General features: G+C 67.8%; 25 protein-coding genes. 7 read left to right on the top strand and 18 right to left on the bottom strand.

Annotated features, from left to right (window positions below; translation table 11 throughout):
• Positions 1–97 precede the first annotated feature (97 nt).
• The gene (locus tag ABWV53_RS20000; protein ID WP_353367894.1) at positions 98–1,330 is read left to right on the top strand and encodes a multidrug effflux MFS transporter; all 1,233 of its coding nucleotides are present in this window, start codon (positions 98–100) and stop codon (positions 1,328–1,330) included.
• Positions 1,331–1,360: 30 nt separating this feature from the next.
• On the opposite strand, the gene ABWV53_RS19995 is transcribed toward ABWV53_RS20000, so the two are convergent.
• The 3 genes from ABWV53_RS19995 to orn form a co-directional block, all read right to left on the bottom strand.
• Entirely contained in the window at positions 1,361–2,824 is a 1,464-nt protein-coding gene (locus ABWV53_RS19995; RefSeq protein WP_353367893.1) for a sensor domain-containing diguanylate cyclase, read from the bottom strand.
• 163 nt (positions 2,825–2,987) lie between these two features.
• A complete protein-coding gene (locus tag ABWV53_RS19990) occupies positions 2,988–4,916 on the bottom strand; it encodes a DEAD/DEAH box helicase (protein WP_353367892.1) in 1,929 nt (642 codons plus the stop codon).
• Positions 4,917–5,202: 286 nt separating this feature from the next.
• The gene (gene orn / locus ABWV53_RS19985; protein WP_353367891.1) at positions 5,203–5,799 is read right to left on the bottom strand and encodes an oligoribonuclease; all 597 of its coding nucleotides are present in this window, start codon (positions 5,797–5,799) and stop codon (positions 5,203–5,205) included.
• 103 nt (positions 5,800–5,902) lie between these two features.
• On the opposite strand from orn, the gene ABWV53_RS19980 reads away from it, so the two are divergent.
• Genes ABWV53_RS19980 through rsgA form a run of 3 tightly spaced genes read left to right on the top strand, consistent with a single transcriptional unit; the run spans position 5,903 to position 8,629 of the window.
• The gene (locus tag ABWV53_RS19980) at positions 5,903–7,240 is read left to right on the top strand and encodes a M48 family metallopeptidase (RefSeq protein ID WP_353367890.1); all 1,338 of its coding nucleotides are present in this window, start codon (positions 5,903–5,905) and stop codon (positions 7,238–7,240) included.
• A gap of 6 nt (positions 7,241–7,246) precedes the next feature.
• Positions 7,247–7,591 (top strand): 4a-hydroxytetrahydrobiopterin dehydratase, encoded by a 345-nt coding sequence (locus tag ABWV53_RS19975; RefSeq protein ID WP_353367889.1) that lies wholly within the window; start codon positions 7,247–7,249, stop codon positions 7,589–7,591.
• Positions 7,592–7,615: 24 nt separating this feature from the next.
• On the top strand, positions 7,616–8,629 hold the full coding sequence (rsgA, locus tag ABWV53_RS19970) for a ribosome small subunit-dependent GTPase A (protein WP_353367888.1): 1,014 nt from the start codon (positions 7,616–7,618) through the stop codon (positions 8,627–8,629).
• 107 nt (positions 8,630–8,736) lie between these two features.
• Here rsgA and ABWV53_RS19965 read toward each other — a convergent pair whose 3' ends face one another.
• From ABWV53_RS19965 to rpsP, 6 genes are all read right to left on the bottom strand, one after another.
• Complete coding sequence (locus ABWV53_RS19965; protein WP_353367887.1) at positions 8,737–9,744, bottom strand: CobD/CbiB family protein; 1,008 nt, start codon at positions 9,742–9,744, stop codon at positions 8,737–8,739.
• Positions 9,745–9,877: 133 nt separating this feature from the next.
• Positions 9,878–10,546 carry a CoA pyrophosphatase gene (locus ABWV53_RS19960; protein WP_353367947.1) on the bottom strand — a complete coding sequence of 223 codons (669 nt, stop codon included), beginning with the start codon at positions 10,544–10,546 and terminating at the stop codon, positions 9,878–9,880.
• A gap of 188 nt (positions 10,547–10,734) precedes the next feature.
• Positions 10,735–11,127 (bottom strand): 50S ribosomal protein L19, encoded by a 393-nt coding sequence (gene rplS, locus ABWV53_RS19955; protein ID WP_353367886.1) that lies wholly within the window; start codon positions 11,125–11,127, stop codon positions 10,735–10,737.
• Positions 11,128–11,249: 122 nt separating this feature from the next.
• The gene (gene trmD, locus ABWV53_RS19950) at positions 11,250–12,032 is read right to left on the bottom strand and encodes a tRNA (guanosine(37)-N1)-methyltransferase TrmD (protein ID WP_353367885.1); all 783 of its coding nucleotides are present in this window, start codon (positions 12,030–12,032) and stop codon (positions 11,250–11,252) included.
• 40 nt (positions 12,033–12,072) lie between these two features.
• Positions 12,073–12,645 carry a ribosome maturation factor RimM gene (rimM, locus tag ABWV53_RS19945; RefSeq protein ID WP_353367884.1) on the bottom strand — a complete coding sequence of 191 codons (573 nt, stop codon included), beginning with the start codon at positions 12,643–12,645 and terminating at the stop codon, positions 12,073–12,075.
• A gap of 103 nt (positions 12,646–12,748) precedes the next feature.
• Positions 12,749–13,003, bottom strand: a complete 255-nt coding sequence (gene rpsP, locus ABWV53_RS19940) for a 30S ribosomal protein S16 (protein ID WP_056666976.1) — start codon at positions 13,001–13,003, stop codon at positions 12,749–12,751.
• A 123-nt stretch (positions 13,004–13,126) separates the two neighbouring features.
• Here rpsP and ABWV53_RS19935 point away from each other — a divergent pair, with 123 nt between their 5' ends.
• Positions 13,127–13,681 (top strand): GNAT family N-acetyltransferase, encoded by a 555-nt coding sequence (locus tag ABWV53_RS19935; RefSeq protein WP_353367883.1) that lies wholly within the window; start codon positions 13,127–13,129, stop codon positions 13,679–13,681.
• Positions 13,678–14,124: an NINE protein gene (locus ABWV53_RS19930; RefSeq protein WP_353367882.1), complete on the top strand. Its 447-nt coding sequence runs from the start codon at positions 13,678–13,680 to the stop codon at positions 14,122–14,124. Before ABWV53_RS19935 ends, ABWV53_RS19930 begins: the two co-directional genes overlap by 4 nt.
• A 114-nt stretch (positions 14,125–14,238) precedes the next feature.
• Here ABWV53_RS19930 and ABWV53_RS19925 read toward each other — a convergent pair whose 3' ends face one another.
• The 7 genes from ABWV53_RS19925 to ABWV53_RS19895 form a co-directional block, all read right to left on the bottom strand.
• Positions 14,239–15,249, bottom strand: coding sequence for an inorganic phosphate transporter (locus ABWV53_RS19925; protein ID WP_353367881.1), 1,011 nt, complete (start codon positions 15,247–15,249; stop codon positions 14,239–14,241).
• Positions 15,250–15,283: 34 nt separating this feature from the next.
• The gene (locus tag ABWV53_RS19920) at positions 15,284–15,931 is read right to left on the bottom strand and encodes a DUF47 domain-containing protein (RefSeq protein WP_353367880.1); all 648 of its coding nucleotides are present in this window, start codon (positions 15,929–15,931) and stop codon (positions 15,284–15,286) included.
• Positions 15,932–16,211: 280 nt separating this feature from the next.
• Positions 16,212–16,940: an ABC transporter ATP-binding protein gene (locus ABWV53_RS19915; RefSeq protein WP_056666990.1), complete on the bottom strand. Its 729-nt coding sequence runs from the start codon at positions 16,938–16,940 to the stop codon at positions 16,212–16,214.
• A gap of 2 nt (positions 16,941–16,942) precedes the next feature.
• Positions 16,943–17,725 carry an ABC transporter ATP-binding protein gene (locus ABWV53_RS19910; protein WP_353367879.1) on the bottom strand — a complete coding sequence of 261 codons (783 nt, stop codon included), beginning with the start codon at positions 17,723–17,725 and terminating at the stop codon, positions 16,943–16,945.
• A gap of 23 nt (positions 17,726–17,748) precedes the next feature.
• A complete protein-coding gene (locus ABWV53_RS19905; RefSeq protein WP_353367878.1) occupies positions 17,749–18,825 on the bottom strand; it encodes an ABC transporter permease subunit in 1,077 nt (358 codons plus the stop codon).
• A gap of 15 nt (positions 18,826–18,840) precedes the next feature.
• Positions 18,841–19,770, bottom strand: a complete 930-nt coding sequence (locus tag ABWV53_RS19900; protein WP_353367877.1) for a branched-chain amino acid ABC transporter permease — start codon at positions 19,768–19,770, stop codon at positions 18,841–18,843.
• A 297-nt stretch (positions 19,771–20,067) separates the two neighbouring features.
• Entirely contained in the window at positions 20,068–21,411 is a 1,344-nt protein-coding gene (locus ABWV53_RS19895; RefSeq protein ID WP_353367876.1) for a replication-associated recombination protein A, read from the bottom strand.
• Positions 21,412–21,533: 122 nt separating this feature from the next.
• Between ABWV53_RS19895 and ABWV53_RS19890 the strand changes: the two genes are divergently transcribed.
• The gene (locus ABWV53_RS19890; protein WP_353367875.1) at positions 21,534–21,899 is read left to right on the top strand and encodes a DUF1304 domain-containing protein; all 366 of its coding nucleotides are present in this window, start codon (positions 21,534–21,536) and stop codon (positions 21,897–21,899) included.
• 54 nt (positions 21,900–21,953) lie between these two features.
• Here the strand turns inward: ABWV53_RS19890 and lolA are convergent, their stop codons facing one another.
• Complete coding sequence (gene lolA, locus ABWV53_RS19885) at positions 21,954–22,568, bottom strand: outer membrane lipoprotein periplasmic chaperone LolA (RefSeq protein WP_353367946.1); 615 nt, start codon at positions 22,566–22,568, stop codon at positions 21,954–21,956.
• Between the two features lie 118 nt (positions 22,569–22,686).
• Positions 22,687–25,026 carry a DNA translocase FtsK gene (locus ABWV53_RS19880; RefSeq protein WP_353367874.1) on the bottom strand — a complete coding sequence of 780 codons (2,340 nt, stop codon included), beginning with the start codon at positions 25,024–25,026 and terminating at the stop codon, positions 22,687–22,689.
• Positions 25,027–25,432: the final 406 nt, after the last annotated feature.

The following is a 25,432-nucleotide window of genomic DNA, read 5'->3' as shown; positions in this document are numbered from 1 at the left end:
GGCAGCGCCCGGCTCTTTTGCACCGCATTCCACGACGGCCGACCGTATGCCGGTCCCGGCTCGCTCACACTAGCCAGCGACGAACGCACATCCCCTAATGAACCCACAAGCCACCGAACTCTGGCGCGGCCCGCGCTGGGCCCTGGCCGCCCTTCTGGCCGTGCTGGGAATGCTCGGGCCGTTTTCCATCGACACCTACATCCCGGCGTTCTCGGGTATCGGAGCGGCGCTGGGCGCCACGCCGGTGGAGATGCAGCAGACGCTGTCGGCCTACCTGTTCGGGTTTGCGTTCATGACGCTGTTCCACGGCGCGCTGTCGGATAGCGTCGGGCGCCGTCCGGTGGTGCTGTGGGGCATCGCGGTGTTCACCATCGCGTCGGCCGGTTGCGCGCTGTCGCAGAACATCGGCCAACTGGTGCTGTTTCGCGCCCTGCAGGGCCTGTCGGCGGGAGCGGGCATCGTGGTGTCCCGCGCGGTGATCCGCGACATGTTCCCGCCAGCGCAAGCCCAGCAGGTGATGAGCCAGGTCACCATCTACTTCGGTGTCGCGCCGGCGATCGCACCCATCGTGGGCGGCTGGCTGTTCGTGCATCTGGGCTGGCACAGCATCTTCTGGTTCCTCACCGGCGTCGGCCTGTTGCTCTGGGTGGCCAACTTCCGCCTGCTGCCGGAAACCCTGCATGCCAGCCAGCGCCAGCCGTTCAATGCGAGGCACCTGATGCAGGGTTACTGGCAGCTCGGTTCCAGCCCGCGCTTCTTGCTGCTGGCCCTTGCCAGCGGGGTGCCGTTCAATGGCATGTTCCTCTATGTGCTGGCCGCGCCGGCCTTCCTGGGCGAACACCTGCGGCTGGCACCCACCCACTTCTTCTGGTTCTTCATTCTCACGATCTCGGGGATCATGGGCGGCGCCTGGCTCAGCGGCCGGCTGGCCGGGCGCATCGCGCCCAAGCGGCAGATCCGCCATGGCTTCGTCATCATGTTCTCGATGGCGCTCATCAACCTCGCGGCCAACGCGCTCTTTCCCGCGCATGTGGCCTGGGCCCTGCTGCCGATCGCCGTGTTCGCCTTCGGCTGGGCGCTGATGGTGCCGGTGGTGACGCTGCTGGTGCTCGACCTGCACCCGGAGCGGCGCGGCATGGCGTCGTCGCTGCAGGCCTTCGTCGGCTCCACGGCCAACGGCGTGGTGGCCGGCGTGATCGCGCCGCTCGTGATGCATTCGACCCTGCTGCTGGCGAGCGCGTCGCTGCTCATGCTGTGCGTCGGACTGCTGGCGTGGATCTACCTGCACCACCGCTGGCCCGACGTGGGCCGCACCGCCACCGCTCCTTGAGCAGAAAGCGGCCTCGTCCACCCCGCCGCCTCAACCCCGGCGGCGTTCCAGGCCCAACGCCTCGTAGTAGCGTGCCTTCTCGGCGTACATGGCCTGGTCGGCCCGGTTCACGGCCGCTTCGATCTGGTCGCCGGTCACCGCGATGGCCATGCCGATGGACAGGCTCAGCGGCTTGCCGGGATAGAACTGGTTGTTCAGGTCCAGCAACGAGACGATACGGTCGATCGCGGCCTGGGCGCCCCGTTCGTCGGTGACCGGCATCAGCACCGAAAATTCGTCGCCGCCGATGCGTGCTGCGCAGGCGGGCGTATCCACGGCCTTGGCCAGCACTTCGCCGACACGGCGCAGCATGGCGTCGCCAGCGGCATGGCCCGATTCATCGTTGATGGCTTTGAGCCCGTTCATGTCGATGACGATCACCGCCACGGGCCAGGGGCCCTTGCGGCTCAGCCGGTTGAGCTCCTCGACATAGAAGGCGCGGTTGCGCAGCTGGGTCAGCACGTCGTGCTTGCCAAGGTATTCGAGGTAGGCCTCGGCCTTCTTGCGCGCCGTGATATCCACCAGCGACAGCAGCACCATCGACCAGTCGTGCCGATGCTCCTCGAGGATCGAGAACTGCATGTGGATGTTCACCGCTTCGCCGGTCAGGCTGTAGTTCACCACCTCACGCTGCTGGAACAGCTTGCCGTCCCACAGGTCCAGCAGTTGCTCGGTGAACGACTCGTGCATCTCTCCACGGAACACCTTGCCGATCTGGTTGAGCAACTCGGCCTTGCTGTTCGCGCCGAACATCTGCAGTGTCAGCTGGTTCACATCGATCACACGGATCTCGTGCATGCAGCGGGTCACGAACTCCGGGTGCACCTTCAAAAAAGTCTTGAAATCGCGGATGCCCTGCCCGCGCACATCGTCCAGCAGGCGCTTGACCGCACTGAAGTCCTCGACCCAGAGCGACACGGGCGAATGCTCGAAGAGGCCGCGCGCATACTGTTCGCTGCGGCGCAGCCGCTCGTGGTTGCTGATCTGCGGGGTGTTGTCCTCCAGAGACACCAGCACGCGGTCCCACAGGGCCTCGTGGCCGGGAAGGATGCGGGCGCGGATCTGGACGTCCAGCCGCCGCCCGTCCAGCGTGTAGTTCACGGTCTGGTTGAAGAACTCCAGCGCGCCCGACCACAACTGCCGCAGCTCCTGCACCGCCTGATCGAGCATGTCTCCGCGGAACACCTGCCCGAGCGACGCCACCAGGGTCGCCTGGTCGGGCGCGGCGAACAGCTCCAGCGTGCGCTGGTTCACCCGCAGCACCTTGAGCGACGCACTGTATTGCGCCATGCGGCGGGGGTCGGCCCTCACGAAGGCCTCGACGTCTTCGACTCCCTCGGCGCGCCAGCCGTCGAGCAAGACCTTCAGCGCGCTGAAATCTTCCAGCCAGAGAGACACCGGCGCGATGTCGAACATGTGCTCGAAATCATCGCCCGGCGAGGGAAGAGAAGACATCTGGAGACTCCTGTCAGGCGTGCTTGCCAGGGGCCACACGCCCTGGAACCGCGAAGGCGAATTATTGCCCGGCCCGTCCGCACCGTCGCCCTGGCCGGCAGGCGCCCATGAAAAAGCCAGCCTCACGGGCTGGCTTGTTCAGAAGGCGGAGCGGCTCAGGCGCTCAGCGTGCGGGGCGCGCAGGGCGCTTGCGGGCGTCGTGCGGGGCGAAAGGCTTGGGGCCACCCACGCCAGGCTTGGCGAAGGCCGGCTTGCGGGGGGCGAAGTCGCCACCCCGGCCGCCGCCTTCGGGACGGCCACCGCCGAACCCGCCGCGCGGCTGGTCACCGAAGCCGCCACGGGGCTGGTCGCCGAAGCCGGGCTTGCGGCCATAGCCTTCGCCGTCACGGCGCGCACCGCCGCCGAAGCCGCCGCCGCGTTGGTCGTCGCCGCGTGGAGCGAACTGGCCACCGCCCTGGTAGCCGCCGCCGTCACGGCCGGCAGGAGCGCCGCGGCCGAAACGGTCGCCGCCACGGTCGCCGAAGCCACCGCCGAAACCGCCACGGCCCGCGCCGCCACCCGATGGGCGACGATCGCCGCCACGGAAGCCGCCGCCGTCACGCGGGCCGCCACGGCCGCCGAACTCGGGGCGTGCCTGCGGTGCACGTTGCTGGGGCTCCAGGCCCGGCACCACTTCCGACTTGAACTGCTGACGGCTGTAGCCTTCGATGTCGAAGATCTTGCGGCGGTCCCGGAACTCGGCGAACGTGACGGCCAGGCCGTCGCGGCCGGCGCGGCCCGTGCGGCCGATGCGGTGGGTGTAGTCCTCGGCCTTCATCGGCAGGCCGTAGTTGAACACGTGGGTGATCGTGGGCACGTCGATGCCGCGCGCTGCCACGTCGGTGGCCACCAGGATCTGCACCTGGCCGCCGCGCAGCGCCATCAGGCGGCGGTTGCGCAGGCCCTGGCTCAGGGCGCCGTGCAGCGCCACGGCCGAGAAGCCTTCCTGCTGCAGGTCGTTGGCCAGGCCGTCGCACTCCACCTGGGTGCTGGCGAACACGATGGCCTGGTTGATCGACGTGTCGCGCAGCCAGTGGTCCAGCAGCTTGCGCTTGTGCTGGGCGTTGTCGGCCCAGAACAGCACCTGCTTGATGTTGGCGTGCTTTTCCTGCGGGCTGTCGATCTGCACCTTCTGCACCTGCGAGCCGCCGTCGTGCATCACGCGCATGGCGAGCTGCTGGATGCGCGGCGCGAACGTGGCGCTGAACATCATGGTCTGCTGGCGCTGGCTGGTCAGCTGGTTGATGTCGGCCAGGTCGTCGGAGAAGCCCAGGTCTAGCATGCGGTCGGCTTCGTCCACCACCAGGAATTTCACTTGGTCGAGCTTGATCTGCATCGAGCGTTGCAGGTCGAGCAGACGGCCCGGGGTCGCCACCACCAGGTTGGCGTTCTGCAGCTTGGCGATCTGCAGTTGGTAAGGAATGCCGCCCACCACGTTGGCCACGCGCAGGCCGCGGCAGTGCTTGACCAGCTCGATCGCGTCGTGCGCCACCTGCTGCGCGAGTTCGCGCGTGGGGCACAGGATCAGCGCGCCGGGGGTGGCGGCCTTGAAGTTGCGGGCGTTGGTCGGGTCCTTGCGCTTGGCGCGCTTCGGAGGCGCCTCGCCGCGTGCCAGGGCTTCGGCCGTGGCCTTGTCGAATTCGGCGCGGGCGGCGGCATCGGCAGCGGCCTGTTCCTGGATCAGCGTGTGCAGCACGGGCAGCAGGAAGGCTGCCGTCTTGCCGCTGCCGGTCTGGCTGGAGACCATCAGGTCGATGAAGCGGGCAGCAGCGTCGCCAGAACCCATGGCCAGCGGAATGGCGCGGGCCTGCACCTGGGTGGGCTGCGTGTAGCCGAGGTCGGCCACGGCCTGCACCAGTTCGGGCGCCAGGCCCAGCTCGACGAAGCCGTTCGGCTCGGCCTGCACGGCGTCGATCGACGCGCCTTCGGCCTGCACGGCCTGGCTGTCAACCGCCACGGCGGATTCAGCCTGTTGCGACACGGCGGTGTCGGCAGCGGCCACGGAAGTATCAGCAGGCGCGAATTCGCCCTGCACTGCAAGAGTGTCAGTCATATTTTTTCTCACACGAAAACGACCGCAGGCGTGGCCTGCGGGAGGTTCCGTCAATGGTTAAAAAACATCAACCATCAAACGAAACCAGCGCTGCGAGGTGCAGAGCAGGTGGGCATTTGTGCGGATGGATGCAGCCAAGAAGAAAGGCTGCCCGCAGGCCCGGTGTGTGAAGGGAGATGCACAAGCTGCGTGTCGCCAAATGGCTCTGGGTCATAGCCCTGTCACGCAAGCCGTCGATTATGGCACGCCTGGGGTTTTCCCGCAATGGCTGGCGTGCGTGGATCCGCTAGATCGACAGCAGATGCGTGCGGTAGTGGGCCATCTCGTCGATGGACTCGTGCACGTCCGCCAGCGCCGTGTGGCGTTGGGCCTTCTTGAAAGAGGAATACGCCTCGGGCTTCCAGCGCTTGGCCAGCTCCTTCAAGGTGCTGACGTCCACGTTCCGGTAGTGGAAGAACGCCTCCAGCTTGGGCATGTAACGCACCAGGAAGCGCCGGTCCTGGCCGATGCTGTTGCCGCACATGGGCGCCGTGCCCTTGGGAACGTAGCGCGCCAGGAATTCGATGATCTGCCGCTCCGCATCGGCCTCGGTCACGGTCGATGCGCGCACCTTCTCGATCAGGCCGCTGCGGCCGTGGGTGCCCTTGTTCCAGGCGTCCATGCCGTTCAGCAGCTCGTCGGACTGGTGGATGGCGAACACCGGGCCTTCGATGCGCGGCTCCAGTTGCGGGCCGGTGACGACCACGGCGATCTCCAGCAGGCGGTCGGTCTCCGGGTCGAGCCCGGTCATCTCGCAGTCCAGCCAGACCAGGTTCTGGTCGGACTTGGACAGGGTGGGCCAGGGGAGCGTTTCGGCAACGGAAAGGGCGGCGGTCTCGGACATGGCATGGATTGTCGCCGATGGCAGCGGCGGGCCGCCGGCGGGGGATGCGGGCATTCCTGAACGGCCGGCCCGTGCCATCCCGAGGCCCTACACTCCAGCGCACATGCCGCCCTCCACGCCCGCCCCCTCCTTCCTGTCGCCGTCGGTGCTGCTGACGCTGGTGTTCGCCGCCGCGCTGCTCGCCGGACTGGCGCTGCGCCTCTGGCTGGCCTCGCGCCAGATCCGCCATGTGGCGCAGCACCGATCCACCGTGCCGGCCGCCTTCGCGGGCCGCATTCCGCTGGCGGCGCACCAGAAGGCGGCCGACTACACCATCGCCAAGGCCCGCTTCAGCCTGCTGGAGATGGCCTTGTCGGCTGCCGTGCTACTGGGCTGGACGCTGCTGGGCGGGCTCGACCTGCTGAACCGCGCGCTGCTGTCCTGGCTGGGCGGCGGCATGGTGCAGCAGCTGGCTCTGCTGGCGGCCTTCGCGGCCATCAGCGGGCTGATCGATCTGCCGGCCACGCTATATCAGACCTTCGTGATCGAGCAACGCTTCGGCTTCAACAAGATGACGCCCCGGCTCTGGCTGGCCGACCTGGCCAAGTCCACGCTGATGGGCGCGGCCATCGGCCTGCCCATCGCCGCCCTCACCCTCTGGCTGATGGGTGCGGCCGGCGCGTTCTGGTGGCTGTGGGCCTGGGGCGCCTGGATGGCCTTCAACCTGCTGCTGATGGTGATCTACCCGCTGTTCATCGCGCCGTTCTTCAACCAGTTCAAGCCGCTGGAAGACGCTTCGCTGAAGGAACGCGTCACCGCGCTGATGCAACGCTGCGGCTTCGCCGCCAAGGGCCTGTTCGTGATGGACGGCAGCCGCCGCAGCGCCCACGCCAATGCCTACTTCACCGGCTTCGGCGCGGCCAAGCGGGTGGTGTTCTACGACACGCTGCTGCGCCAGCTGAACGTCGGCGAGGTCGAGGCCGTGCTGGCCCATGAACTCGGCCACTTCAAGCACCGGCACATCGTCAAGCGCATCGCCGGGCTGTTCGCGCTGAGCCTGGCCGGCTTCGCCCTGCTGGGCTGGCTGAGCACGCAGGCCTGGTTCTACACGGGCCTGGGCGTCGTTCCCAACCTGATGGTCGAAGGCGTTGCCGGCTCTGCGCCCAATGACGCGCTGGCGCTGCTGCTCTTCCTGCTAGCGGCGCCCGTGTTCACCGTGTTCATCTCGCCAGTCTTCGCGCAGCTGTCGCGCCGCCATGAATTCGAAGCCGATGCCTATGCCATGGCCCAGGCGAACGGCCACGACCTGGCGACCGCGCTGCTCAAGCTCTACGAGGACAACGCCTCCACCCTGACGCCGGACCCGGTGTACGTGAAGTTCTACTATTCGCACCCGCCGGCCGTCGAACGGCTGGCGCGCATGCCCATCGCCACCGCCGCTGCCCCGGCCACCCCTGGATAACTCCACATGACGACTTCCATGCTCCCCAAGAAAGACTGGTCCCGGCAGGCGCGCCGCGCGCTGACCGCCACCGAGGTCGTCGCCCGCCTGGCCGACCTGCAGGGCTGGACGCTGAGCGGCGACGGCGACGCCGTGGCGATCGAGAAGACCTTCCACTTCGCCAACTACTACGAGACGATCTCGTTCGTGAACGCCGTGGCCTTCATCGCCAACGCCGAGGACCACCACCCCGACCTGTCGGTGCACTACAACCGCTGCGTGGTGCGCCTGAACACCCACGACGTGCACGGCATCTCGGCGACGGACATCGACTGCGCGTCGCGGTTCGACGCCCTGCTCGCCGCCGCATGATGGGCCTCGCCCTGTCGGCACGCCATGGCTGAACGCAGCGCCCTGTTCGATGGCCTGGTCGTCGCCAGCCACGGCCGCCACTGCCTGGTCGAATCGTCCGATGGCGCCCGCCGCATCTGCCACCCGCGCGGCAAGAAGAGCCAGGCCGTGGTGGGCGACCGCGTGCTCTGGCAGTTGCCCGCGCCGGGCCAGGGCGACGAGGGCACGATCGAGAGGGTGCAGGAGCGGCGCAACCTCTTTTATCGCCAGGACGAGATCCGCACCAAGTCGTTCGCGGCCAACCTGGACCAGGTGCTGATCCTCATCGCGGCCGAGCCGGTGTTCTCCGAAAGCCAGCTCGCGCGGGCACTGATCGCCGCCGAGGCCGAGCAGATCCGGCCGATCATCGCGCTCAACAAGAGCGATCTGGTCGAGCCCTTCGCCCGCGCATGGGAGCGCCTGCTGCCGTACCGGCACATGCCGGGCGCGCCGCGGGGCGAGGCCGCTGCCGCCGCCGAGCCCGAAGCACCTGCCTTCAACCGTTACGGCGTGCTGCCGCTTTCGCTCTCGATGTCCGCAGAAGTGGATCGCCAGGCGCTGCTGGAGCACCTGCACGGCAAGACGACGCTGGTGCTCGGGCCGTCGGGATCGGGCAAGAGCACGCTCATCAACCTGCTGGTGCCGGGCGCCACGGTGCTGACTGGCGAGATCTCGCAGGCGCTCAATTCCGGCAAGCACACCACGACCAGCACCAGCCTCTACTGGGTGGACCCGCAGGAGCGCACCACCGCGCTCATCGATTCACCGGGCTTTCAGGAATTCGGCCTGCACCACATCGGGCCGGCGGATCTGCCGCGCTACATGCCCGACATCGGCCAGCATGCGCAGCAGTGCAAGTTCTACAACTGCACCCATCTGCACGAGCCCGGGTGCATGGTGATGGCGCACGTCGATGGCCTGCAGGGCGAGGCACGCACCGGGCCCGGCGCGATCAGCCTGAACCGCTACCAGATCTACGCGAACCTGTTCGCGGAGTTGAGCGAGACCCGCCGCTGGTAGGCCGGCCCCAGCGCTGGATCATGAGGAAAAACTGCCTCCAGCGCCTATGAATCAAGCGGATATAGCTATAGATTTTATAGCGAACGGTCCGCTGCGATGCCGACGGTTCAGCCCAGCAGGCGCGCCAGCGTCAGCAGCGCCAGCAGCAGCATCCAGACCACCACGGAGCGCCACACCAGCCCCACGACGCTGCGCAGGTGGCCGACCTCGGGTGCGCGGCCGGGCGTGCTGTCGCTGTCGGCCTGCGCCGCCGCCGCATCGGCCGCTGCCAGATCGATCAGCGGCACCTGCGGGTCCACGTCAGCCCGCGCGCGCAGCGCCTCGCCGCCCAGGCGCACGTTGATGGCCCCGGCCGTGGCAGCCAGCACCACGCCGTCGTTGTCGTTCGGAAAGCGCTGGGCGTGGAAGCGCCAGCCGTCGATGGCCTCCTCGAAGCTGCCCACCGCCGCGAAGCTCAGCGCCGTCAGCCGGGCGGGCAGCCAGTCGATGGCCGTCCAGGCCCGGGCGGCGGCATCCCGCAAGGCCGGGCTGGGTGGGTGGGTGCTCACCAGCACGCTGCGCTCGCCCCAATGCCGCGCCACGAATTCGGCCAGCCGGTAGAACACCGCGCCGGCGGGCCCCAGGCCCAGCGCGGCCAGGATCGAGAACCAGGCCAGCACGCCGAATACGTGGCGGTGCGCCGCGATCACGGAGTATTCGATGACATGGCGCACGATCTCGCTGCGCGGCAGATCGCGTGCATCCACCTGCTGCCAGGCGGCCAGCTGGGCGCGGGCCAGGCTCTCGTTGCCCTCTTCCAGCGCGTCGCGGATGCCGGTGAAGTGGTGGCTGAACTGCCGGAAGCCCAGCGTCACGTAGAGCACGGCCACGTTCCACAGCATGGCCACGGGCCAGCCGATCCAGTACATCAGCGCCCAATGCACCGCCAGCGCCACCAGCGTGGGCACCACCACTGCCAAGCTCCACGCCACCCAGCCGTGGCGCACGCTGCCCGTGTCGAAATTGCGCCGCACCGACAGCGCCCAGGCGCGCACGCCGGCGTGGATGGTGTTGGTTCGGGCCAGCGGGCGTGCCTGCTCGATGAGGAGCGCGAACAAGATGGCGAAGAAACTCATGGGGCGCAATGATAGCGAGGCACATCGCGCCGCCCACCCCCGTCCGCCCCACCCGGCAGCACGCGGAGCGCCAGGGCCGCCGCGCCGGCACGGCGGGCAGCCGCCGATGCCCGCGCCGGCCGGGGCGCCCGGATCAGGCCGCGATCATGAAGCGATAGAAGTTGCGCAGCATGCCGGCGGTGGCGCCCCAGATGTAGCGCTCCTTGTCGCCGTCGGCATAAGGCATGGCGAACCACTCGCGCTCCGCGCCTTCCCACTGGAGCCGGTGGCGCTGGTGGTGCGCGGGGTCGAGCAGGAAGTCGAGCGGCACCTCGAACACGTCCGCCACCTCGTAGGGGTTGGGGCGCAGCACGCAGTCGGGCTGCACCAGCGCGACCACCGGCGTGATGATGAAGGCGCTGCCCGTCACGTAGGTGGGCAAGGCGCCCAGCACCTCGACGAAGCGGGCTTCCAGGCCCACCTCTTCCCAGGCCTCGCGCAATGCCGTGGCGGCCGCGTCGGCATCGCCCGGGTCGGCCCGGCCGCCCGGGAAGGCCACCTGGCCGGAATGCTGCGAAAGGTGCGCGGTGCGCTCGGTGAGCAGCACCGTCGGCCGCTCGCGCAACACGATGGGCACGAGCACCGCGGCATGGGCCGGCGCCCTGTCGGTGAAGGAGCGTTCCAGCACCACCTCGGGCGTCCACTCCATCGTCCGCGCGAAGCGTTCGCGCAAAGCCTCCGGGGTTTGCGCCGCCAGCGGCACGGCGGGCAGATGCGTGTCGATGCCGGCCACCGGCACGCTGCGGGGGTCGAACGCGGGCATGCGCGCCACCGGCGGAATGACCGACGAGACGGGCGTCACGGGCGGCAGCGGAGCGGAAGGCGGCAGGGTCACGGCAGGGAGCACTCCAGAAAAAAGGGCGCCAGGAAACGAAAAAGCCGCTACGGCTTGCGCGGTAGCGGCTGAGACCCGTTGGCGGGCGGGGGGCGTCTTCGCAGCCCCGGGGCCGATCAGGCGGCCGTTGCGGGCGCTTGCGTCTTGTTGACGCGCGCTGGCAGCTTTTCCTTGATACGGGCCGACTTGCCGCTGCGGTCGCGCAGGTAGTACAGCTTGGCACGGCGCACGTCGCCGCGGCGCTTGACTTCGATGCCGGCGATCAGCGGGCTGTAGGTCTGGAACGTGCGTTCCACGCCTTCGCCGCTGGAGATCTTGCGCACCGTGAAGCCGCTGTTGAGGCCACGGTTTCGCTTGGCGATCACCACGCCTTCGTAAGCCTGCACGCGCTTGCGGGTGCCTTCCACCACGTTCACGCTCACGATGACGGTGTCACCAGGAGCGAATTCGGGAATGGTCTTGTTCAAGCGGGCGATTTCTTCCTGCTCGAGGGTCTGGATCAGATTCATGTTGATTCACCTGCGATCATGTCCGCGCCAGGATTGGCAGGGGCGCCCGGATTGGCGCCTTAAAGGCTGCAGGAACGTTGCGGTTGCGCAGCGGCCGGCCAGAGGATCGAAAGAGCCCGCGATTATAGCAACCCGGCCTGCCGCGCGACAACCGCCTCGTCGGCGCGGCTGAGCAGGCCCTGGGCGCGGGCAGCGTCGATCAGGTCGGGCCGGTGGCGCGCGGTCAGTACCAGGCGCTGCTCGCGCCGCCAGCGCTCGATCTCGGCGTGGTGCCCGGACAACAGCGGCGCGGGCACGGCGCGGCCGGCCCACGCCTCCGGACGGGTGTAGTGCGGGCAGTCGAGCAGGCCGTCGAGCGCGGGGTTGAAGCTGTCGAGCTGGTGGCTGCCTTCATCGCCCAGCACGCCGGGCTGCAGCCGGGCCACGGCGTCGATCAGCGCCATCGCCGGAATCTCCCCGCCCGACAGCACGAAGTCGCCCAGGCTGAGCTGCACGTCGACATGCGCGTCGATGAAGCGCTGGTCGATGCCTTCATAGCGCCCGCAGAGCAGGATGGCCCCGGGCCCGGCCGCCCAGCCGGAGACGCCGGCATGGTCGAGCGCCTGGCCGATCGGCGAGAACAGCACCACCGGCACCGCTTCGGACGCGGCGTCCGGCGCCGCGGCAGCGGCATGGTCCGCACGGATGGCCGCCAGGCACCGGGCCAGCGGTTCGGCCATCATCACCATGCCCGGGCCGCCGCCGAACGGGCGGTCGTCGATCCGGCGGTAGTTGCCCTCGGCGTAATCACGCGGGTTCCAGAGGCGCACGTCCACCTGCCCGCTGGCATAGGCACGCCGCGTCACGCCGCTGACCAGGAAGGGCGCGAACAGCTCGGGGAACAGGGTGATGATGTCGAAACGCATGGCGTGCACGCCCGGCGGCCGCGCCGCGGGCGGGGCGGTCTCAGTAATCGGGCTGCCAGTCGACGAGGATGCGGCGCTCGGGCAGCTGCACCTGGTCGATGAAGGCGGAAACGAAGGGAATCATGCGCTCCAGCGTCTTGCCTTCGTGCTCGTAGCCCAGCACCAGCGTGGTCTGCGGGCCGGTCGCCATCAGTTCACGCACGGTGCCCAGCGCGATGCCTTCACGGTTCACCACGTCCAGGCCGATCAGGTCGACCCAGTAGAACTCGTCTTCGGCCGCCGCCGGAAAGCCCGAGCGCGGCACGAAGATGCGGGCGCCACGCAACGCCTCGGCCGCGTCGCGGTCGACCACGCCCTCGGCCATGGCCACGATAGAATCGGAATGCGCGCGCGCCTGGCGCACCGCCAGCGCCACGGTGCCGGTGAAGAAGCTCTTGGCGCCCTTCTCGGCCGGCTGCAGGTACCAGCGCCTGGCGGACAGCAGCGCCTCGGGAGCGGCGCTGTACGGCAACACCTTGAACCAGCCCTTCACGCCCCACGCATCGGCAATGCGCCCGATCTCGACGGCGTCGGAGGGCAGTTCTGCGGCTTCGAGGACGGGCAACTGGGGCATGGCGAATGGGCAGTCAGTGAAAGAACGAAAGAGGCAAAGGAAAAGGGGCGGAACCCGTCAGCAGAACCAACGGAGACCGCCCCTTTTCAGGAGTGCAGATCGATCAGGCAGCTTGCTTGGCAGCAGCTTGCTTGATCAGGCGATCCACGGTGGGGGATGCCTGGGCACCCACGCTCTTCCAGTACGTCAGGCGGTCCTGAGCGATGCGCAGGCCTTCTTCGCTTTCCTTGGCCGTGGGGTTGTAGAAACCCAGGCGTTCGATGAAGCGGCCGTCGCGGCGAACGCGCTTGTCGGCAACGACGATGTTGAAGAACGGACGGCCTTTGGAGCCGCCGCGGGAGAGCCGAATCACGACCATAATGAATCCTTCGGGTGGCGCAGCACGGTGGCTGCAGAAGTTTTTGCTGCGTTTGAGACACGCGACATGGCCACCCGGCCAGCGACACGCTGCAAAGCCCGCGATTATATCCACATCTTGTCCATGCCACTCATTCGACCGAGCCGCGACGAAGACATCGCCGCCATCACCGCCATCTACGCCCACCATGTCCTGCACGGCACGGGCACCTTCGAGACCACCCCGCCCACCGAAGCGGACATGACCGCTCGCCGCGCCGACGTGCTGGGCCGGGGCCTGCCCTACCTAGTGGCGGAGCAGGACGGCGAGGTGTTGGGTTTTGCCTACTGCAACTGGTTCAAGCCCCGGCCGGCCTACCGTTTCTCGGCGGAGGATTCCATCTACGTGGCCGACGCCGCGCGCGGGATGGGCCTGGGCCGCACCCTGCTGGCCGCGCTCTGCGAGGCGGCCGAAGCCGCCGGCGTGCGCAAGCTGCTGGCGGTGATCGGCGATTCCGCCAACCAGGGCTCGGTGGGCGTGCACCGCTCGGCCGGCTTCACGCAGATCGGCGTCATGCGCTCGGTAGGCTGGAAGTTCGGCGCCTGGCGCGACGTGGTGCTGATGGAAAAAGCATTGGGCGCCGGCGACACCCAGCCGCCCGATGCCGCCAGCCCTGCGGCGCACGGCATTCCCCTATGAAGAACAAGACGGTCGCCGCCTGGCTGGCCTTCGTCGGCGGACCGCTCGGGCTGCACCGTTTCTACCTGCACGGACTGGGCGACTGGCTGGGCTGGCTGCTGCCCATCCCGACCGCGCTGGGCGTCTACGGCATCCAGCGGGTGCAGGCGATGGGGCAGGACGATCACCTCAGCTGGGTGCTGATTCCGCTGCTGGGCTTCACCATCGCCGGCTGCGCGCTGCGGGCCATTCTGTATGGCCTGATGACGCCGGAGCGCTGGAACGCCCGCTTCAACCCCTCCGCCGCGCCCGACGCACGGCCCGGCCGCACGCACTGGTTCACCATCTTCGCCATCGCGCTGTCGCTGCTGCTGGGCACGACCGTGCTGATGGCCAGCCTGGCGTTCAGCTTTCAGCGCTATTTCGAATACCAGATCGAGGAAGCACGCAAGATCTCGCAGTAGCCGCGGCGTGCTGCGGCTCCGCATGATTTTCAGGTGTTTTGTGCCACTGGCGCTTATAAATCAAGCGCGAGCAGCTATCAAAAAAATAGCAAACCGCCTTGGCGCCGAATCAGGTCAGTACAGCTGCAGGCTGACCCAGTAGGCGATCGCCGCGACGAAGGCGCTGGCGGGAATCGTCAGGATCCACGCCCACACGATGTTGCCCGCCACGCCCCAGCGCACCGCGCTGGCCCGCTGCGTGGACCCCACCCCGACGATGGCACCGGTGATGGTGTGGGTGGTGGACACCGGAATGCCCAGCGCCGTGGCGACGAAGAGCGTCATCGCCCCGCCGGTTTCCGCGCAGAAGCCGCCCACGGGCTTGAGCTTGGTGATCTTCTGGCCCATGGTCTTGACGATGCGCCAGCCGCCGAACATGGTGCCCAGGCCAATGGCGGCATAACAGGCGACGATGGTCCAGGTGGGTGGCGAGGCGTCGCTCGCCGACGCGTAGCCGGTGGCGATCAGCAGCAGCCAGATGATGCCGATGGTCTTTTGCGCGTCGTTGCCGCCGTGTCCCAGGCTGTATGCGCCGGCCGACACGAGCTGCAGGCGGCGGAACCACTTGTCGACCTTGCCCGGGCGGGCGCGCCGGCAGATCCAGGCCACGGCCACCATCATCAGCGAGCCCAGCAAGAAGCCCAGCAGCGGTGACACGAAGATGAACGCCACGGTTTTCAGGATACCGGCGGACACCAGCGCGCCAGCGCCCGCCTTGGCGATCACCGCGCCCACGATGCCGCCGATCAGCGCATGCGAGGAACTGCTGGGAATGCCGTAGTACCAGGTGATGAGGTTCCAGCTGATAGCGCCCACCAGCGCGCCGAAGATCACGTGCGTGTCGACCACGCCTGGCTGCACGATGCCCTTTCCGATGGTGGCCGCCACGCTCAGGTGGAAGACGAAGATGGCAATGAAGTTGAAGAAGGCCGCGAACACCACGGCCTGGCCCGGCTTGAGCACGCCGGTGGACACGACGGTGGCGATGGAGTTGGCCGCGTCGTGAAAGCCGTTCATGAAGTCGAACAGAATGGCCAGCGCGACGAGCAGCATCACGACCCAGAGGGCGGTTTGTACGGTTTCCATGGTGAATCCGGAACAGACGGGAGCCGCCGCGCCCTCAGGAGTTCTCGAGGATGATGCCCTCGATGTGGTTGGCGACGTCCTCGCACTTGTCGGTGATGGTCTCCAGCAGCTCGTAGATGGCCTTGAGCTTGATGACCTCGCGCACATCGGGCTCCTCGCGGAAGAGCTTGCTCATGGCGGCGCGCATCACGCGGTCGGCGTCGGATTCCAGCCGGTCGATCTCCTCGCAGGTCTTCAGCGCCGCTTCGGCCACGGCCGGCTCGGCGATCTTGTCCAGCAGCTTCACCGCGTCGCGCAGGCGCTCGCAGCAGCGCAGGCTGATGTCGGTCAGGCGCGTGATCTCCTCGGTCATGTGCCGCACGTCGTAGAGCGCCATGGTTTCGGCCGAATCCTGGATCAGGTCGGCGACGTCGTCCATCGTGTTGATGAGCGAGTGGATCTGCTCACGGTCGATGGGCGTGATGAAGGTCTTGTGCAGGGTGCGGTTGACCTCGTGCGTGACCCGGTCGGCCGCACGCTCGGCGTTGTCCACGTCCTGGTTGTAGCGGTCGCGCAGATGGGGGTCGTTGTAGTTGGCCACCAGTTGCGAGAAGGCCCGCGCCGCCTCGACGATGCGGTCCGCATGCTGGTTGAACATCTCGAAAAAATTGCCCTCGCGGGGCAACAGCTTTCCAAACAACATGCGAACTCCTGGGCAGACCGGGTCTGCGAACCACACAAAGACATGACATCGCCGTGACGTTTCCGTGACGTCGCCGGCAAAAGGCGGGAGTTTAACCGCCGCCGTCCGCCGCCGGCGCGGGCCCGAAGGCGCGCGCCCGGCCGACTGGAAGGCAGCCCCTAGCGGCGCCCGAGCGGCCCACCGACGGGATGCCGCCACGCCCCCAAGAAAAAAGGCACTCCGTAGAGTGCCTTCCGTCACCGGGGCCGGACCGCCGCGTGTGCGGCATCGCCCGGGGCCGTCACTCGCCCAGGTAGGCGGCGCGCACGCGGGGATCGCTCAGCAGGTCCTGGCCCGCGCCGGTCATGCCGATCAGGCCGGACTCCATCACGTAGCCGCGGTCGGCGATGGCCAGCGCGCGGCTGGCGTTCTGCTCGACCAGCACGATGGTCACGCCCAGGGCGTAAACGTCGCGCACGACCTCGAAGATCTTGTCCACCATGATGGGGGACAGGCCCATGGACGGCTCGTCCAGCAGCAGCACCTTGGGCTGGCTCATCAGCGCGCGGCCCATGGCCAGCATCTGCTGCTCGCCGCCGGACATGGTGCCCGCCAGCTGGTCCTTGCGCTCGCGCAGGCGCGGGAAGATGGTGAACATCTTCTCCACGTCGGCCTGGATGCCGGCCTTGTCGTTGCGGATGTAGGCGCCCATCAGCAGGTTCTCGGTGATGGTCATGCGCGCGAACACGCCGCGGCCTTCCGGCACCATCACCAGGCCCTTCTTGACCAGGTCCCAGGCGCCCTGGCCCTTGATGCTCTTGCCCAGGTACTCGATGTCGCCGTCGGCGAAGGGCAGCGTGCCGGTGATCGCCTTCATGGTGGTGGTCTTGCCGGCGCCGTTGGAGCCGATCAGCGAGACCAGTTCGCCTTCGCGCACCTCAAAGTCCACGCCCTTGACGGCCTGGATGCCGCCGTAGGCGACCTTGAGCCCCTTGATGGACAGCAATACGTTGTTCGATTTCGCCACCATGCTCAATGTCCTCCGGTGCCCAGATAGGCCTCGATCACTTTTTCGTTCTTCTGCACGTCGGCCGGATGGCCTTCGGCGATCTGCTTGCCGTAGTCGAGCACCGTCACGCGGTCGCACAGCCCCATCACCAGCTTCACATCGTGCTCGATCAGCAAGATGGTGCGGTTGTCGCGGCGAATGCGGTCGATCAGCTCACGCAGCTGCACCTTCTCGGTGGCATTCATGCCGGCGGCGGGTTCGTCCAGCGCGATCAGCTGCGGGTCGGTGGCGAGGGCGCGGGCGATCTCCAGGCGGCGCTGGTCGCCGTAGCTCAGCGTGCGCGCCTTGTAGTCGGCGAACTTGCCGATGCCCACGTAGTCGAGCAGCTCCTGCGCGCGGGCACGGATCTCCTGCTCTTCCTGCTTGAACTTCTTGGTGCGGAACACCGCGCCGAGCAGCCCGGACTGGGTGCGGATGTGGCGGCCCACCATCACGTTCTCCAGCGCCGTCATGTCGGCGAAGAGGCGGATGTTCTGGAACGTGCGGGCGATGCCCGCCTTGGCCACTTCGTGCACCGCGGTCGGCTCGTAGGGCTTGCCGGCCAGCGCGAAGCTGCCGCTGTCGGGCGTGTAGAGCCCGGTGATGACGTTGAAGAAAGTCGTCTTGCCGGCGCCGTTCGGGCCGATCAGGCCATAGACCTGGCCGCGCTCGATGGTGATGCCCACGTCGGACAGGGCCTGCAGCCCGCCGAAACGCTTGGAAATGCCGGCGACCTTCAGCACCACATCGTTGGAATTTTCTGCCATTGCTCTTCTTTCCGAGGTGTTGCTCAAACCTTCTGGGCCAGGCTCTTGCCGTGCTCAGGCGCGGGCCAGAGGCCGCGGGGACGCAGCAGCATGATGATGATCATGGCCAGCGCGATCAGCAGCTGGCGCAGGATGGAGGCGTCCAGGCGGCCGTCCGTCATGGACTGCAGCGGGCCGGCCACGTAGCGCAGCACCTCGGGCAGCGCCGAGAGCAGCACCGCGCCCAGGATCACGCCCGGAATGTGGCCGATGCCGCCCAGCACCACCATGGCGACGATCATGACCGACTCCATCAGGCTGAACGATTCGGGCGACACGAAGCCCTGGAAGGCGCCGAACATGCTGCCCGCCACGCCGCCGAACGAAGCGCCCATGCCGAAGGCCAGCAGCTTCATGTTGCGGGTGTTGATGCCCATGGCCTTGGCGGCAATCTCGTCTTCGCGGATGGCCATCCAGGCGCGGCCGATGCGGGAATCCTGCAGGCGGTAGCAGATCACCACGCTTGCCACGACCAGGATCAGGAACAGGTAGTAGTAGAGGGTGACGGAATTGATGTCGAAGCCGAACAGCTCGAGCCGGCGGCCGAGGTCCAGACCGAAGATCTTGACCGAGTCGATCTGCCCGATGCCCTTGGGTCCATTGGTCAGGTTGACGGGGTGGTCCAGGTTGTTCAGGAAGATGCGGATGATCTCGCCGAAGCCCAGCGTCACGATGGCCAGGTAGTCGCCGCGCAGCTTGAGCGTGGGCGCGCCCAGGAGCGCGCCGAAGATCGCCGCTACCAGCGCCGCGAGCGGTATGACCAGCCAGAGCGAGGTGTGCAGCCCGTTCGGGAACATGGCCGCGAAGCCGGCGAAGGTGTCCGACAGGTGCGGCGACGCCATCAGCGCGAACAGGTAGGCGCCCACGGCGTAGAACGCCACGTAGCCCAGGTCGAGCAGGCCGGCATAGCCGACGACGATGTTCAGGCCCAGGGCCAGCAGCACGTAGAGCAGCGCCAGGTCGGCGATGCGCACCCAGGCGTTGCCGAACGACTGCAGGATGAGCGGGAGGACCAACAGCGCGATGGCGCCGAGGATCCATTGGACTTTGGTGTTTTTCATGGTGTGGCTCTTTCTTTACGCACGGTCGGCCACGCGCTCGCCCAGCAGGCCGGAGGGGCGCAGGGTGAGGATGATGATGAGCACGATGAACGCGAAGATGTCGGTGTAGTGGCTGCCCAGCAGCCCGCCGGTCAGCGTGCCGATGTAGCCGGAGCCGATGGCCTCGATCAGGCCGAGCAGGATGCCGCCGACCACCGCGCCGGCCAGGTTGCCGATGCCACCGAACACGGCCGCCGTGAAGGCCTTCAGGCCCGGCAGGAAGCCCATGGTGTGCTGCGCCGTGCCGTAGTTGGACGCATACATGATGCCGGCGATGGCCGCCAGCACGGCGCCGATGATGAAGGTGGCCGAGATGACCATGTCGGGCTTGACGCCCATCAGCGAGGCGACGCGCGGGTTCTCCGCCGTGGCCCGCATGGCGCGGCCCAGCTTGGTGTAGTTCACCAGGTACATGAGCGAGGCCAGCGCCACCACCGTCACGCCCAGGATCAGGATCTGGGTGGAGGTGATCACCGCGCCGCCGACGTTGAACGGCGCCGTGGGCAGCAGCGTCGGATAGGGCTTGTAGTTCGGCTTCCAGATGATCATCGCCAGCGTCTGCAGCAGGATCGACATGCCGATGGCGGTGATGAGCGGGGCCAGCCGGGGGCTACTGCGCAGCGGCTTGTAGGCCACCTTTTCGATCACGAAGTTGAGCGTGGCGGCCACCACGCACGCGATGAGGGTCGCGATCAGCAGGATCAGCCAGCCGGGGGCGCCGGGCATGGCCTCTTGCATCATGCCGATGCAGCTCCAACTGGTGAGAGCGCCGATCATGAGCACCTCGCCGTGGGCGAAATTGATCAGCTGAATGATGCCGTACACCATCGTATAGCCCAGGGCTATCAATGCGTACATGCTGCCGAGTACCAGACCGTTGATGATCTGCTGCAGCAAGATATCCATAAGAAAAGATCCTTCGTTTGTGACGAACCCAACACGCAGGCACCGGGGGTCGGTGCAGCCTTGTGAGCCGCCTGCCATCTAGCAAAAAACCCGCCAGGGTGACTACTGAGCGGGTTTAGGTGGCGGGATTGTAGCCAGTTGCTTCTACCCCGCTTCGCGAGGCCGGCCGGGGTTTTCCCTTGAAAACGACGCATATCAGCGGCGTGCGGCAGTGATTAGAAATTCTGATGCTGAATCGGCGGCCCATAGCCACATGATCGCCCAAGGCCGCCCGGTCCAGCCGGCCCCGGTGGGGCATCACGCATCGGTGGCGGCCGGGTCGTCCTTCGGGGCGCCGGCCTCGTTGCGGGCCCGCAGCTCGTCCATCTTCTGCGCGATCTTGATTTCCAGCCCGCGCGCGACCGGGCGGTAGAAGCCCGGCGGCTCCATGCCTTCGGGCAGGTAGGTTTCGCCGGCGGCGAAGCCGCCCTCCTCGTCGTGCGCGTAGCGGTAGCCCCGGCCGTAGTCGAGCTCCTTCATCAGCTTCGTCGGCGCGTTGCGCAGGTGCATCGGCACGGGCCGGGTGCCGTCCTGCTTGATGTGGGCGCGGGCGGCGTTATAGGCCTTGTAGACCGCGTTGGACTTGGGCGCCACGGCCAGGTAGATCACGCACTCGGCCAGCGCCAGCTCGCCCTCGGGCGTGCCCAGGCGCTCATACACCTCGGCCGCGTCGAGCGCGAGCCGCAGCGCGCGTGGGTCGGCCAGGCCAATGTCTTCGCTCGCCATGCGCACCAGGCGCCGCGCCATGTAGCGCGGGTCGGCCCCGCCGTCGAGCATGCGCACGAACCAGTAGAGCGCGGCATCGGGGTCGGAGCCGCGCACCGACTTGTGCAGCGCGCTGATGGTGTCGTAGAACTGCTCGCCGCCCTTGTCGTAACGACGCATGCGCTCGCCCAGCACCTTCAGCAGCCACGCATCGGTGATGGTGTCCAGCTTCTCCTGCGTGGCCGCCATGGCCAGCGTCTCCAGCGTGTTGAGCAGCCGCCGGGCATCGCCATCGGCGTAGGCGACCAGACGCTCCTCTGCTACGCTTTCAATAGCAGGAAGTGCTTTGTCCGCCTGCGCCAGGGCCACGATCTGCTTCAAGTCGTCGGCCGTGAGCGGCTGCAGCACGTAGACGGCGGCCCGCGAGAGCAGCGCTGAGTTGACTTCAAACGAGGGGTTCTCGGTGGTGGCGCCGATGAAGGTGAACAGGCCCGATTCGACGTGCGGCAGGAAGGCGTCCTGCTGGCTCTTGTTGAAACGGTGCACCTCGTCCACGAAGACGATGGTGCGCTGCTGCATCAGCCCGTCGCGCGCCGACTGGGCCCGTTCCACCGCCTCCCGGATGTCCTTCACGCCGCCCAGCACCGCGCTGATGCTGATGAACTGCGCATCGAAGGCGTCCGCCATCAGCCGGGCGATGGTGGTCTTGCCCACGCCCGGCGGGCCCCACAGGATGCAGCTGTGCGGCCGCCCCGACTCGAACGCCAGCCTGAGCGGCATGCCCGGCCCCAGCACGTGCTGCTGGCCGATCACCTCGCCCAGCGTGCGCGGGCGCAGGCGCTCCGCCAGGGGCTGGTGGGCGGGCGCGGCGGCGGGGGTGGATGTTCGGGCGTTCATGGCGGCGTGTGGGTGGCGGGGTTTCGGCGAGGGCGATGGCGGGTCGATGCGGCCGCGCCGGCGACAGCGCTGGCTGGCGCGAAGCCGCTATGCTGCCAGCCCCATCGTGCCCAGGACTGCCCATGCACACCGCCGCCGCCATCGTCGTCGGGCTGATCGCCCTCCTCCATATTTACATCCTGGTGCTGGAGATGTTCCTGTGGGACAAGCCCGCGGGCCTGCGGGCGTTCGGCATGACCCAGGAGAAAGCGAGCGCGACCAAGGTGCTGGGCGCGAACCAGGGCCTCTACAACGGCTTTCTGGCCGCTGGCCTGCTGTGGGGCCTGTGGCTCGGCGGCGACATGGGTCGGCAGGTGCAAGTGTTCTTCCTGCTGTGCGTGCTGGTCGCGGGCGTCTTCGGCGCGCTTACGGCCAGCCGCAAGATCCTGTTCATCCAGGCGGTTCCTGCCGCCCTCGGGCTGTTGCTGGTGATGGCGGCGGCGCGCTGAACGGGCCTGCCGGCACGGGGCGTGCGCCCCACGCCAGCTAACCGCGCCGACGGCTTACTGCTTGACCACGTCGGCACCCGCTGGCGCCTTGAACTGGAAGGTTGAGGCCGGCAGCGCCGCATTGGCCTGCATGGATGCGAACCGGATCTGCGAACGCTGGCCGAAGCTGTCTAGGATGTCCAGCGCCGCCAAGTTGTCGCCTTCGAAGCCCACGCGAACGCTCTTCAACTGGCCGTCGGCCGCCTTGGGCGTAGCGACCACCCACTGCAGGCTGTCCTGGTTGGGGGCGGCCTCGAGCGCGAAGTCCTTCTGCAGCGCCTTCAGGTCGGGCGCGGAAGCCAGCAGCGCCGCCGGCGTGGAGCCGAGGGCCTGGTCCTGCGAGCGCTGGGTGACCTGGTTCAGGTCGGCGTCGTAGAGCCACAGCGTCTTGCCGTCGGCGACGATGGTCTGCTCGAACGGCTTCTTGTAGGCGAACTTGAAACGGCCGGGGCGCTGGAATTCGAAGGTGCCCGTGGAGGTCTTGACCCGGGGCGCCTGGCCGTCCTTGGCGGGTGAGGTGACGGTCTGCGTGAAGTCGGCCCGGCCCGACTGGGCGCCGCGCATGAAGGATTCCAGGCTTTTCAGGCCGTCAGCGCTTGCAGATTGGGCGCCTGCAGCTATCAAAAACATAGCAATCCACTGCTTCACGGGGTCTCCTCGGACGAATGGCTAAAGGCTTCAGATGGGGCAGCCGCCGCGCCGTTCAAGTGAACGGAACGGGCACGGCGCCAGGGCGCGCACCGGCCGGTCACTCGCTGGCGCGGTTGGGCACCAGCACCTCGCGCTGGCCGCTCGACGTGAGCGCGCTCACCAGCCCCGCCTTTTCCATGTCTTCGAGCAGCCGGGCGGAGCGGTTGTAGCCGATGCGCAGCTTGCGCTGCACGTAGGAGATGCTGGCCTTGCGGTCCTTGAGCACCACCTCCACCGCCTGGTCGTACATCGGGTCCTTCTCGCCGCCGGCCTCGCCGTCGCCCATCGGGCCGTCGTCGCCGTCCACGGTGCCGCCTTCCAGCACGCCGTCGATGTAATCGGGCTCGCCCTGGCTCTTCAGGTAATTGACGACGCGGTGCACCTCCTCGTCGGACACGAAGGCGCCGTGCACCCGGATCGGCAGGCCGGTGCCGCTGGCCATGTAGAGCATGTCGCCCATGCCCAGCAGCGCCTCGGCACCCATCTGGTCGAGGATGGTGCGGCTGTCGATCTTGGAGCCCACCGAGAAGGCGATCCGTGTCGGAATGTTGGCCTTGATCAGCCCGGTGATCACATCGACGCTGGGGCGCTGCGTGGCCAGGATAAGGTGGATGCCGGCGGCGCGCGCCTTCTGCGCCAGGCGGGCGATCAGCTCTTCGATCTTCTTGCCCACCACCATCATCAGGTCGGCCAGCTCGTCGATGATGACCACGATGTGCGGCAGGCGCTGCAGCGGCTCGGGCTCCTCGGGTGTCAGGCTGAAGGGGTTGTAGATGAATTCCTCACGCGCCTTGGCCTCGTCGATCTTGGTGTTGTAGCCGGCCAGGTTGCGCACGCCCAGCTTGGACATGAGCTTGTAGCGCCGCTCCATCTCGGCCACGCACCAGTTCAGGCCGTGCGCGGCCTGCTTCATGTCGGTGACCACCGGGGCCAGCAGGTGCGGAATGCCTTCGTAGACCGACATTTCCAGCATCTTGGGGTCGATCATCAGCAGGCGCACGTCGCGCGCCTCGGCCTTGTAGAGCAGCGAGAGGATCATGGCGTTGATCCCAACCGACTTGCCCGAGCCGGTGGTGCCGGCCACCAGCACGTGCGGCATCTTGGCCAGGTCCGCCACCACCGGGTTGCCGACGATGTCCTTGCCCAGGCCCATGGTGAGCATGCTCCTGGCTTCGTGATAGACCTGCGAGCCGAGGATCTCCGACAGCCGGATCGACTGCCGCTTGGCGTTGGGCAGCTCCAGCGCCATGTAGTTCTTGCCGGGAATGGTCTCGATCACGCGAATGGAGACCAGCGACAGCGAACGCGCCAGGTCCTTGGCCAGCCCCACGATCTGCGAGCCCTTCACGCCCGTGGCCGGCTCGATCTCGTAGCGGGTGATGACCGGCCCGGGCATGGCGGCGACCACGCGCACTTCCACGCCGAAGTCCTTGAGCTTCTTCTCGATCAGCCGGCTGGTCATCTCCAGCGTCTCGGGCGACACGGTTTCCTGGCGCTGGGCAGGCGCCGCGTCCAGCAGGTCGACCTGCGGCAGGCGGCTGTCGGGCATGTCGGTGAAGAGGGGCTTTTGCCGCTCCTTCACCACGCGCGCGCTCTGCGGCACGTCGGTGAAGACGGGCTCGATGATCTGCACCGGCTGCGGGGGGTGCTCGCCGCTGTCGTGGCGCTCTTCCTGCAGCACCTCCTCGCGCTCGCGGGCGGCCCGCTTGCCCACCGCCACGTCGCGCGCCTTCTCGCGCTTGGCGCGGCCGAACTGCACCATGCCGTCGATGCGCCCGCCCAGCCGTTCGGCCACGTGGCCCCACGAGAACCGGAACACCAGCGCCGCGCCCAGCACCACCAGCATCACGCCCACCAGGCCCGAGCCGGTGAAGCCCAGCCACTTCACGCCCAGCGAGCCCATGGCGTGGCCGAGCACGCCGCCGGCCTGGCCGGGCAAGGCGCCTTCGAACCGGTAGAGGCGCGACCACTCCAGGCCGGTGCTGGCGCACAGCAGAATGACCAGGCCGCCCCAGAAGAGCAGCCGCCGCGCCCACGGGCTGCGCGGGCTGCCGTCCTGCGCCGATTCGCCGCCGCCCATCCAGCGCGCCAGCGACGCGAGCCAGGCCCGCGCCCCCGCGGCCAGGCACCACCACACGGAGAACCCGAAGGCGAAGTAGCTGCAGTCCGCCAGCCACGCGCCCAGGCGGCCGGCCCAGTTGGTCAGCACGCGCCCGTCGTTGGCACCCGAGGTGGACCAGGCCGCGTCGTGGCCCGAATAGCTGGCCAGCGCCAGCAGCCAGAACACCAGGCCCAGCAGGCCCAGCACCAGGCCGATTTCATGGCCGAAGCGCGCCGCCCTGGTGGGAGGAGCGGACTTTCCAGACGAAGCGTTCAGGGTATTGAGGGAATAGGTCATAGCGGTGCGCGGCCGAGCTTACCCGATGGCCATGGCGGGCCCACCGTTGCCGGATGGGCCCGCCACTGCAGGGGCTGGCGATGGGTTCTAAGAACGTGTTGACGATCTCCCAGGGGTCGCGCAGCGGTGTGGGCGGGTGGGGTGCAAGGCGCGGTGCGCAGTGAATAGCAATGCTATCCACAAGCGCCGCAACGCCGCAGAGCGCCCGCCCACACCGCTGCCCTTCGGGTTGGAGCGAAATCGGGCGATTGGAGGCTCCGGCTGCTTGCATGGGCACGAGCCCATGCGGCGCATCCGCAGCATCCACTCATCCCGATTGCGCTCCAACGCGATCCCCTGCGAGATCGTCAACACGTTCTTACAATCGGCGCGATTGGAAATCCTGGGGCTTGCCCGGCACCGGCCG

The sequence above is a fragment of the Acidovorax sp. FG27 genome (assembly GCF_040365715.1).
GTDB lineage: Bacteria > Pseudomonadota > Gammaproteobacteria > Burkholderiales > Burkholderiaceae_C > Paracidovorax.
This window is presented reverse-complemented; position numbering and strand designations above follow the sequence as displayed.